The 11,266-nt window shown below is 57.9% G+C and carries 8 protein-coding genes; 1 reads left to right on the forward strand and 7 read right to left on the reverse strand.

What is annotated here, in order from left to right:
• Positions 1-57: 57 nt before the first annotated feature.
• From lpdA to sdhC, 7 genes are all read right to left on the reverse strand, one after another.
• Positions 58-1,494 carry a dihydrolipoyl dehydrogenase gene (gene lpdA / locus AEQ67_RS02010; protein WP_059402217.1) on the reverse strand — a complete coding sequence of 479 codons (1,437 nt, stop codon included), beginning with the start codon at positions 1,492-1,494 and terminating at the stop codon, positions 58-60.
• A gap of 99 nt (positions 1,495-1,593) precedes the next feature.
• Positions 1,594-2,814 carry a 2-oxoglutarate dehydrogenase complex dihydrolipoyllysine-residue succinyltransferase gene (gene odhB, locus AEQ67_RS02015; protein ID WP_059402218.1) on the reverse strand — a complete coding sequence of 407 codons (1,221 nt, stop codon included), beginning with the start codon at positions 2,812-2,814 and terminating at the stop codon, positions 1,594-1,596.
• Positions 2,815-2,856: 42 nt separating this feature from the next.
• The gene (locus AEQ67_RS02020) at positions 2,857-5,688 is read right to left on the reverse strand and encodes a 2-oxoglutarate dehydrogenase E1 component (RefSeq protein ID WP_059402219.1); all 2,832 of its coding nucleotides are present in this window, start codon (positions 5,686-5,688) and stop codon (positions 2,857-2,859) included.
• Between the two features lie 262 nt (positions 5,689-5,950).
• Positions 5,951-6,655 carry a succinate dehydrogenase iron-sulfur subunit gene (locus tag AEQ67_RS02025; RefSeq protein WP_056743991.1) on the reverse strand — a complete coding sequence of 235 codons (705 nt, stop codon included), beginning with the start codon at positions 6,653-6,655 and terminating at the stop codon, positions 5,951-5,953.
• An 11-nt stretch (positions 6,656-6,666) separates the two neighbouring features.
• Positions 6,667-8,442: a succinate dehydrogenase flavoprotein subunit gene (gene sdhA / locus AEQ67_RS02030; RefSeq protein ID WP_059402220.1), complete on the reverse strand. Its 1,776-nt coding sequence runs from the start codon at positions 8,440-8,442 to the stop codon at positions 6,667-6,669.
• A 3-nt stretch (positions 8,443-8,445) separates the two neighbouring features.
• The gene (gene sdhD, locus AEQ67_RS02035) at positions 8,446-8,814 is read right to left on the reverse strand and encodes a succinate dehydrogenase, hydrophobic membrane anchor protein (protein ID WP_059402221.1); all 369 of its coding nucleotides are present in this window, start codon (positions 8,812-8,814) and stop codon (positions 8,446-8,448) included.
• Complete coding sequence (sdhC, locus tag AEQ67_RS02040; protein WP_017337242.1) at positions 8,808-9,182, reverse strand: succinate dehydrogenase, cytochrome b556 subunit; 375 nt, start codon at positions 9,180-9,182, stop codon at positions 8,808-8,810. The genes sdhD and sdhC overlap by 7 nt, the downstream gene beginning before the upstream one ends.
• Before the next feature lie 363 nt (positions 9,183-9,545).
• Between sdhC and gltA the strand changes: the two genes are divergently transcribed.
• Complete coding sequence (gene gltA / locus AEQ67_RS02045) at positions 9,546-10,835, forward strand: citrate synthase (RefSeq protein WP_008148584.1); 1,290 nt, start codon at positions 9,546-9,548, stop codon at positions 10,833-10,835.
• The last annotated feature ends 431 nt before the right edge of the window (positions 10,836-11,266 follow it).

Consider the following 11,266-nt stretch of genomic DNA (forward strand, 5'->3'; position numbering starts at 1 on the left):
GGTGAGTCTTGCATGCAAGGCTCACGACGGGCCATTCCGCCGTGGTTTCTTATTGTCTTAACGCTTCTTGCGGTTGGCGATGTGGATGGCGCCGCCATTCACAGCCAGAGCTGCTTCGTGCAAGGCTTCAGACAGGGTCGGATGGGAGAAAACCATCATGCCCAGGTCTTCAGCGCTGGTGCCGAATTCCATACCGATCGCGCCCTGCTGAACCAGTTCTGCAGCGCTCGGGCCAATCACGTGGACGCCCAATACGCGGTCAGTCTTGGCATCGGCGATGACTTTGACAAAACCACCGGTATCGTTGGCTGCCATGGCACGGCCGCTGGCGGCGAACGGGAAGGTGCCAACGTTAACTTCAACGCCTTCAGCCTTCAAGGCCTGCTCGGTTTTACCCACCCACGCGATTTCCGGGTGAGTATAAATAACCGACGGGATCAAATCATAGTTCATCTGGGCTTTGTGGCCCTTGATGCGCTCGACGACCATGATGCCTTCTTCCGACGCTTTGTGCGCCAGCATCATGCCGCGAACCACGTCACCGATGGCGTAGACGCCCGGTACAGTGGTGGCGCAGTGATCGTCAACGTGCACGAAACCGCGCTCGTCGAGGGTCACGCCGCAGTCGGCAGACAGCAGATCAGTGGTCACTGGACGGCGACCAACGGCTACGATCAGCTTGTCGAACGTGATGTTCTGTTCGCCGTTGGCATCGGTGTAGTTCACCACGACTTCGTCGCCGTTCACTTTGGAACCGGTCACGCGAGCGCCCAGCTTGATGTCCAGGCCCTGTTTGGTCAGGGTTTTCAGCGCTTCCTTGGAAACAGCGGCGTCAGCAGCCATCAGGAAGGTGTCCAGGGCTTCGAGGACAGTCACTTCTGCACCCAGACGCGACCAGACCGAACCCAGTTCCAGACCGATCACGCCAGCGCCGATCACGCCCAGACGCTTAGGTACGGATTGGAATTCCAGGGCGCCGGTGGAGTCGACGATCACATTCTGGTCGACCGGAGCCGGTGGAATGTCGATCGGACGCGAACCTGGGGCCAGGATGACGTTTTCGGCTTCGATGATTTCAACCGAACCGTCAGGCTTGGTGACTTCGACTTTCTTGCCGGCCAGCAGCTTGCCGTGACCCTCGATGGAGGTCACACCGTTGGCTTTGAACAGGGTCGCAACGCCAGAGGTCAGGCCTTTGACGATGTTGGCTTTACGGCCAACCATTGCACCCACGTCCATGGTCACGCCAGCGTGGTTGATACCGTGGATCGCGAAGCCTTCTTTGGCTTCCTTGTATTTCCAGGAGCTGTCCAGCAGCGCCTTGGATGGAATGCAGCCGACGTTCAGGCAAGTACCGCCGAGGGCCAGTTTGCCTTCCTTGTCGGTGTACTTCTCGATGCAGGCGGTAGTGAGACCCAGCTGCGCTGCTTTGATGGCAGCTACGTAACCGCCAGGGCCCGCGCCGATCACTACTACGTCAAATTTCTGCGACATTCAAAAAATCCTCTTTTTTGCGGCAAGCTTGAAGCCGCAAGCTTCAAGCCACGCTGCCCTTTCGTGCAGCTTGTAGCTTGAAACCTGCGGCTGCTTCTATCAGATATCCAGCAGCAAACGAGCCGGGTCTTCCAGCAGGTTCTTGATGGTAACCAGGAAGGTCACAGCTTCTTTGCCATCGATCAGACGGTGATCGTAGGACAGAGCCAGGTACATCATCGGACGGATGACGACCTGACCGTTGATCGCCATAGGACGCTGCAGAATGTTGTGCATGCCCAGGATGGCCGCTTGCGGCGGGTTGACGATCGGCGTCGACATCATCGAACCGAAAGTACCACCGTTAGTGATGGTGAACGTGCCGCCGGTCATTTCGTCCATCGACAGTTTGCCGTCGCGAGCCTTCTTGCCGAAGGTGGCGATGCCGCCTTCGATTTCAGCCAGGCTCATCAGTTCGGCGTTACGCAGAACCGGTACAACCAGGCCGCGGTCGCTGGAAACAGCAACACCGACGTCAGCGTAGCCGTGGTAAACGATGTCAGCTCCGTCGATCGAGGCGTTGACAGCCGGGAAGCGTTTCAGCGCTTCGGTGGCCGCTTTCACGAAGAACGACATGAAGCCCAGGCGTACGCCGTTGTGGGACTTCTCGAACAGGTCCTTGTACTTCGAACGCAGGGCCATGACTTCGGTCATGTCGACTTCGTTGAACGTGGTCAGCATCGCCATGTTCGATTGAGCTTCAACCAGACGCTCGGCAACCTTGGCGCGCAGACGGGTCATCGGAACGCGTTTTTCAACGCGGTCACCGGCAGAGAATACCGGAGCAGCGGCGGCAGGAGCAGCAGCCTTGGCAGGCGCGGCAGCCGGAGCGGCTTTCTTGGCAGCAACAGCCGCTACCACGTCTTCCTTGGTCACACGACCGCCTTTGCCAGTGCCGGCAACGGAAGCGATGTTGATACCGTTTTCTTCAGCCAGCTTGCGAGCAGCCGGTGCAGCAACAGGATCGTCTTCGCCTTCGGCAGCCGGAGCAGCCGCTTGCGCAGCAGCCGGAGCAGCGGCAGCCGCTGGAGCGGCAGCAGCGCCGCCCGCTTCGATGGAGCCCAGGACTTCGTCGGACAGAACGGTGTCGCCTTCGTTCTTGACGATAGCGCCCAGCACGCCGTCGGCGGTAGCCAACACTTCCAGCACAACCTTGTCGGTTTCGATGTCGACGATCAGGTCATCACGCTTGACGGCGTCGCCGGCTTTTTTGTGCCAGGTGGCAACGGTGCCATCGGCAACCGATTCCGGGAAAGTGGGGGCTTTGATTTCGATAGCCATTATCTGTGGGTCCTTAAATTCGGTTTCAGGTGCGCGAAGGCGTTAAACAGTAAAGGCGTCTTGCAGCAGTTTTTCCTGCTGCTCAGCGTGCATCGATGCATAACCACAAGCAGGTGCAGCGGAAGCATCACGACCGGCGTACTCGAGAACGAGCGCTTTGTTGTGATTGCCAACGATGCGACGCATGTGGTGTTGGCTGCAGTACCAGGCACCCTGGTTCATCGGCTCTTCCTGACACCAAACGATATGTTTGAGGTTGGTATAAGGAGCCAGGACTTCGTTCAAGTCGTCCTCAGGGAATGGGTACAGCTGCTCGATACGCACGACGGCGATGTCGTCACGACCTTCGGCACGGCGTTTTTCCAGCAGGTCGTAGTAGACCTTGCCGCTGCACAGAATAATGCGCTCGACCTTTTTCGGGTCTTGGGCATCGATTTCCGGGATAACGGTCTGGAATGAACCTTCAGCCAGATCTTCCAGGGTCGAGATGGCCAGTTTGTGGCGCAGCAGCGACTTAGGCGTCAGGACTACCAATGGTTTGCGCAGCGGGCGAATCACCTGACGACGCAGCAAGTGGTAGATCTGGGCTGGCGTCGTCGGCAAGCACACCTGAATGTTGTGCTCGGCGCACAGCTGCAGGTAACGCTCAAGACGCGCCGAGGAGTGCTCCGGCCCCTGACCTTCATAACCGTGCGGCAACAGCATGGTCAGACCGCACAGACGGCCCCACTTGTGCTCGCCACTGGTGATGAACTGGTCGATAACCACCTGGGCACCGTTGGCGAAGTCGCCGAACTGGGCTTCCCAGATCACCAGCGCATCAGGCGTGGTGGTCGAGTAACCGTATTCGAACGCCAGTACGGCTTCTTCGGACAGGAACGAATCGTACAGGTCGAAACGTGGCTGGCCGTCGTACAGGTGCTGCAGCGGGATGTAGGTGCCCGCGTCTTTCTGGTTGTGCAAGACAGCATGACGGTGCGAGAACGTACCGCGGCCGATGTCCTGGCCAGTCATGCGAATCGGGTGACCTTCGAACGCCAGGGTCGCGTACGCCATGGTTTCGGCGTAACCCCAGTTGATCGGCAGCCCGCCGGCTTGCATCTTCTGACGGTCTTCGTAGATCTTGGCAACCTGGCGCTGAACCACGAAGCCTTCTGGAATTTCCAGCAGCTTGGCGGACAGTTCCTGCAAGGTCTTCAAGTCGAAGCGAGTGTCGTGACGCGCAGTCCAGGCGTGGCCCAGGTACGGACGCCAATCCACGAACAACTCTTTGTTCGGCTCTTTGACCAGGCTTTTTACAACATGCAGACCGTTGTCCAGCGCGTTGCGGTATTCATCGATCTTCGCCTGAACACGCTCTGCGTCCAGCACACCGCCCTGGGTCAGACGATCGGCGTACAGCTCACGTGTCGTGCGCTGCTTGGCGATCTGCTGATACATCAGAGGCTGGGTGCCGCTAGGCTCGTCGGCCTCGTTGTGGCCGCGACGACGGTAGCAGAACATGTCGATGACCACGTCACGCTTGAACTGCATGCGGTAATCGATAGCCAGCTGGGTCACGAACAATACAGCTTCCGGATCATCACCATTCACATGGAGGATCGGCGCCTGGATCATTTTCGCAACGTCGGTCGCGTACTCGGTGGAGCGCGCGTCCAGCGGGTTGCTGATGGTGAAACCGACCTGGTTGTTGATCACGATGTGCACGGTGCCGCCGGTTTTGAAACCGCGGGTTTGCGACATCTGGAAGGTTTCCATCACCACGCCCTGGCCGGCGAATGCCGCGTCACCGTGGATGGAGATCGGCAGAACCTTTTCACCGGTCGGGTCGTTACGACGATCCTGACGGGCACGCACCGAACCCTCGACCACTGGAGAAACGATTTCCAGGTGGGACGGGTTGAAGGCCATGGCCAGGTGAACTTCACCACCGGTGGTCATGACGTTGGACGAGAAGCCCTGGTGATATTTAACGTCACCGGAACCCAGTTCGACCTTCTTCTTGCCTTCGAACTCGTCGAACAACTCGCGCGGGTTCTTGCCGAAGGTGTTGACCAGTACGTTCAGACGGCCACGGTGGGCCATGCCGATGACGATTTCCTTGGTGCCGTAGGAACCGGAACGCTGGATCAGCTCGTCGAGCATCGGAATCAGGCTCTCGCCGCCTTCCAGACCGAAACGCTTGGTGCCCGGGTATTTGGTGCCCAGGTATTTTTCCAGGCCTTCGCCGGCAGTCACGCGCTCAAGCAGGTGGCTCTTGATGTCGGCAGAGTACGTTGGACGGCCGCGTACGCTTTCCAGACGTTGCTGGAACCACTGGCGCTGCTCGGAATCGGTGATGTGCGTAAATTCAGCGCCGATGGTGCGGCAATATGTCTGCTGCAACGCTTCGTGAATTTCGCGTAGGCTCGCTTCCTCTTTGCCGATGAACAGGTCTCCGGCACGGAAGGTCGTATCAAGATCGGCATTGGTCAAGCCGTAATGATTGATCGACAGGTCTGCAGGTGCAGGACGCTGCCACAGCCCCAGCGGGTCAAGCTGGGCTGCCTGGTGGCCACGCATACGGTAGGCCTGAATCAATCGCAGCACTTCAACTTGCTTCTTCTCGTGCTCACTGCTCACGCTGCCGGCGGAAACCGGTTGGGCGCGGCGCTGGTTCTTTGCCAGCAAGACGAAATGATCGCGAATTGTGGAGTGCGAAACATCGGTGGCAGTGTTGCCGTCAGCAGGCAACTTCTGGAAGTAGGTGCGCCACTCTTCTGGCACAGCGTTAGGGTCGTGCAGGTAGAGCTCGTAGAGCTCTTCCACATAGGCAGCGTTACTACCGGATAGGTAGGCGCTGTTCCACATGCGCTGCATCACGCTTTCTTGCATGCTTGGTCACCCTCGGTTAGGGGAACACCACCGGCGTCGACACCGAGCAAACTTGCAGAAGTCCGAATGCAGCGACCAAAACAAGCCACTTAGGATCACGCTGATAGTCCGGGTACCAGCCCGGATGCCCCTGCTTGTCTCATTTCTTCAAAATAAGAGCCGCAGCCTTATAAGCTGCTGCTCAGGTTAAAACTACGGCGCCGGTTGAAGCCTGCGCCGTAGCATCTACGGGTACAGCGGTCCTACATTTACAGCAGCTGAATCACACGCCGCTTTGCAGCAGCATGTTACGTACGTGACCGATGGCCTTAGTCGGGTTCAGGCCTTTCGGACAGACGTTGACGCAGTTCATGATCCCGCGGCAGCGGAATACGCTGAACGGGTCATCCAGCGAAGCCAGACGCTCGGCAGTCTTGGTGTCGCGGCTGTCTGCCAGGAAGCGATACGCTTGCAGCAGAGCAGCTGGACCCAGGAACTTGTCCGGGTTCCACCAGAAGGACGGGCAAGAGGTCGAGCAGCAAGCGCACAGGATGCACTCGTACAGACCGTCGAGCTTTTCACGCTCTTCAGGGGTCTGCAGACGTTCGATGGCCGGAGCCGGCGTGTCGTTCTGCAGGTATGGCTTAACCTTCTCGTATTGCTTGTAGAAGATGCTCATATCGACGACCAGGTCACGGATTACCGGCAAACCTGGCAGCGGACGAACGATCAGCTTGTTACCTTTTACGACAGCGGACAGCGGCGTGACGCACGCCAGGCCGTTTTTGCCGTTGATGTTCATGCCGTCGGAACCGCAAACACCTTCACGGCAAGAGCGACGATAGGAGAAACCTTCGTCCTGCTCTTTGATCAGGGCCAGCACGTCCAGCACCATCAGGTCTTTACCACCGGTATCGACCGTAAATTCCTGCATGAACGGCGCAGCGTCCTGATCAGGGTTGTAGCGATAAACACTGACTTGCAACATGGCGGCCACCCTTAATAAGTCCGAATCTTAGGTTCAAAAGTCGGAACAGTCTTCGGCGAGAAGTTCACAGCACGCTTGGTCACGCGCTTGTCACCCGGGAAGTACAGGGTGTGGCACAGCCAGTTTTCGTCGTCGCGGTCTTCGTAGTCTTCACGGGCGTGAGCGCCGCGGGACTCTTTGCGGATCTCTGCGGCGATGGCGGTCGCTTCGGCCACTTCCAGCAGGTTCTGCAGTTCCAGCGCTTCGATTCGAGCCGTGTTGAACGCCTGGCTCTTGTCGTTGATCTTGACGTTGGCGATACGGCCACGCAGATCAGCCAGCTGGGCAATACCCTTCTGCATGTATTCGCCGGTACGGAATACACCGAAGTAGTTCTGCATGCAGTTTTGCAGTTCTTTACGCAGGGTAGCGACGTCTTCGCCTTCGGTACGCGAGTTCAGGCCATCGAGACGTGCCAGGGCAGCGTCGATGTCGGACTGGCGAGGACGGGCGTAATCAACGCCTTCTTTCAAGGTCTGTTCCAGGAACAGGCCGGCGGCGCGACCGAATACCACGAGGTCGAGCAGCGAGTTGCCGCCCAGACGGTTGGCACCGTGAACCGATACGCAAGCCACTTCGCCTACAGCGAACAGGCCTGGGATGATCTGGTCAACACCGTCAGCATCCTGGGTGATTGCCTGGCCATGAATGTTGGTGGCAACGCCGCCCATCATATAGTGGCAGGTTGGAACGACCGGAATCGGCGCCACGGCTGGATCGACGTGAGCGAAGGTCTTGGACAGTTCCATGATGCCTGGCAGACGGCTGTGCAGAACTTCTTCACCGAGGTGATCGAGTTTCAGCATTACGTGGTCGCCATCCGGACCGCAACCGTTGCCGGCGATGATTTCTTTAACCATGGAGCGCGCAACAACGTCACGACCCGCCAGGTCTTTGGCGTTCGGAGCATAACGCTCCATGAAACGCTCGCCGTGCTTGTTGATCAGGTAACCGCCTTCACCGCGGCAACCTTCTGTAACCAGTACACCGGCGCCGGCGATGCCGGTCGGGTGGAACTGCCACATTTCGATGTCTTGTACCGGCACGCCAGCACGCAGAGCCATGCCGACGCCGTCACCGGTGTTGATCAGGGCATTGGTGGTGGACGAGTAGATACGACCTGCACCGCCGGTCGCCAATACGGTGGCGTTCGCGCGGACGTAGGAAGTTTCGCCAGTCTCGATGCAGATCACGATCATGCCGACAAAGGCACCATCTTCGTTCTTCACCAGGTCGACGCCGTAGTATTCGTTGAGGAATACGGTGCCGGCCTTGAGGTTGGCCTGGTACAGGGTGTGCAGCAAGGCGTGACCGGTACGGTCGGCAGCGGCGCACGTACGTGCAGCCTGGCCACCTTTACCGAAGTCTTTCGACTGACCGCCGAACGGACGCTGATAGATGCGGCCCTGCTCGGTACGGGAGAACGGCAAGCCCATGTGCTCGAGCTCGAAAACCGCTTCCGGGCCTACGGAACACATGTATTCGATAGCGTCCTGGTCACCGATATAGTCGGAACCCTTGACGGTATCGTACATGTGCCAGCGCCAGTCATCGTTCGGATCTGCCGAGGCGATGGCGCAAGTGATGCCACCCTGGGCGGATACAGTGTGCGAACGAGTCGGGAAAACCTTGGTGACTACGGCAGTCTTGTGACCACCTTGTGCCAGCTGCAGAGCAGCGCGCATGCCAGCACCGCCGCCGCCAATGATGATGGCGTCGAACGAAAGCGTATTAACTGTAGTAGACATGAATCAGATACCCCAAAGAATCTGCACACCCCAGACGAAGTACGCGAACATCGCGACGCCGCATACTGCCTGGAAGAGGAAACGTATTGCAGTCGCCGACTTGCCGAACGCCATTGGCGTCAGGTAGTCGGTCGCGATGGTCCACATGCCGACCCAGGCGTGAGCGCCGAGGGCAACGAGGGCCAGGAGACTGAAAATACGCATCCAGTTGCTTGCGAACAGTTCATGCCATTGGGCGTAGCCGAGGCCTGGATGGGCAACGACGTATCCGATCAGGAAAATGAAGTAAGCCGCGAGAACGACCGCAGACACACGTTGTGCCATCCAGTCATAGAGGCCCGAACGCGACAGGTTCGTGACGTTAGTTACCATATCCAAACTCCTGCCAGAACGATTACCACCACGGAAACGGCGATAACGATTTTCGAGCCCAGTTTGCCGCCTTCAAGCGTCTCACCGATGCCCATGTCCATGATCAAATGGCGCACACCGGCTACCAGGTGATACAGCAAGGCGGACAGGATTCCCCAAATCACTAGCTTGGCTAGCGGACTGGTCAGACACGCTTTCACCTGACCGAAGCCTTCTTCCGAGTCGAGCGACTTGTCCAATGCATAAAGCATGATGGCCAGGCTGACAAAGAGGATGACACCGGAGATTCGGTGAAGAATGGACGTGTAAGCAGTGACTGGGAGTTTGATGGTCCTTAGGTCTAGGTTTACAGGTCGTTGGCTATTCACGGCTTTTTTTCACACTGAAGAGCCCCTAACAATCAGGGCAAAGTTGTTGGGGAGTGCACTGGTCAGGTACCCACCACCCAGGGAGTGCGACCCCCAATAAAGCAGGCCCAAAAGCCCCTGGCGGTCGGAGGCCGAGTATAGACAGTTAGGCTACTAATGACAACGCGTTCACCTTCCCCTAATAGCGCATTGCACAAGTTGCATAAAAGGCGTAAATGGCAGTCAATTTCGAGGAAAAAGTCCGGTTAAAGCCTTCTGGAGCAAGACTTTAGGCAAATTGACATTCGAATTTATCTCACTATAGTGGTGCGGGCCCTGCGTGGGGGGTCTGTCTGATGATTTCAAGCATAAATAGGAGGCCACATGGCTGACAAAAAAGCGCAGTTGATCATCGAGGGCGCAGCCCCCGTCGAGCTGCCCATTTTAACCGGCACCGTTGGTCCCGATGTTATCGATGTTCGGGGCTTGACGGCCACGGGCCGTTTCACCTTTGACCCTGGTTTCATGTCGACCGCTTCCTGCGAGTCGAAGATCACCTATATCGACGGCGACAACGGCATTCTGCTGCACCGCGGCTACCCGATCGAACAGCTGGCTGAAAAGTCGGACTACCTGGAAACCTGCTATCTGCTGCTCAACGGCGAATTGCCGACCGCAGAACAGAAGGCCCAGTTCGTCAGCACCGTGAAGAACCACACCATGGTTCACGAGCAGTTGAAGACGTTCTTCAACGGCTTCCGTCGCGACGCCCACCCGATGGCCGTCATGTGCGGTGTAGTGGGCGCCCTCTCGGCCTTCTACCACGACTCCCTGGACATCAATAACCCGCAGCATCGCGAAATTTCCGCGATCCGTCTGGTTGCCAAGATGCCGACCCTGGCAGCGATGGTTTACAAATACTCCATGGGCCAGCCCATGATGTACCCGCGCAACGACCTGACGTACGCGGAAAACTTCCTGCACATGATGTTCAACACCCCGTGCGAGATCAAACCGATCAGCCCGGTCCTCGCCAACGCCATGGACAAGATCTTCATCCTCCATGCCGACCACGAGCAGAACGCATCGACGTCCACCGTACGCCTGGCCGGTTCTTCGGGTGCCAACCCGTTCGCCTGTATCGCCGCCGGCATCGCTGCACTGTGGGGCCCTGCCCACGGCGGCGCGAACGAAGCTGTTCTGACCATGCTCGATGAAATTGGCGATGTTTCGAACATCGACAAGTACATCGCCAAGGCCAAGGACAAGAACGATCCGTTCAAACTGATGGGCTTCGGTCACCGGGTTTACAAAAACCGCGACCCACGCGCAACCGTCATGAAGCAGACCTGCGACGAAGTGCTGAAAGAACTGGGCATCACCAACGATCCGCAACTCGAACTGGCCATGCGCCTGGAAGAGATCGCCCTGACCGACCCGTACTTCATCGAACGCTCGCTGTACCCGAACGTCGACTTCTACTCGGGGATCATCCTCAAGGCGATCGGCATTCCAACCAGCATGTTCACCGTGATCTTCGCCTTGGCGCGGACCGTTGGCTGGATCTCCCACTGGAAAGAAATGCTCTCCAGCCCGTACAAAATCGGCCGCCCGCGCCAGTTGTACACCGGCTACGAGTCGCGTGACATCACCAAGCTGGAAGACCGCAAATAAGACCTGTCTTGCGATAAAATCTTAAGTTGTACCGGGAACGGCCTCTATTTAGATAGGGGCCGTTTTTGTTTGTGCCTGAGATTGAGTACGCGACGGCCTGCGGGCCGATCGGGCTCTTTCATTGTGTACATATCCGTTTTAGCGGTCGCGGCCGCTGGCGGTTTCGCTCTCACAGCGACTCCCTTTTGCAGACGCCCAAAAGGAAGCAAAACGCTTTGCCCCTCCATTCGGTGCCTCGCTTAGGCTCGGCATGCCGTAACGAAGGCATTGCTCCGGGGGCCCGCCGCCATCGGCCATCCATGGCCCAGAGTGTGCAAAAACGTGGAAACAAACCCTTGCTATGATTTCCCAGAATTTATCGCAAGGGTCGCCCATGAAACGCTTCATCCAAGGTGAACATCGAGGTCAAAGCACCTTGCTCCCCGAGAGCC

It is taken from the genome of Pseudomonas sp. RIT-PI-q (assembly GCF_001297125.1).
Taxonomy (GTDB): Bacteria; Pseudomonadota; Gammaproteobacteria; order Pseudomonadales; family Pseudomonadaceae; genus Aquipseudomonas.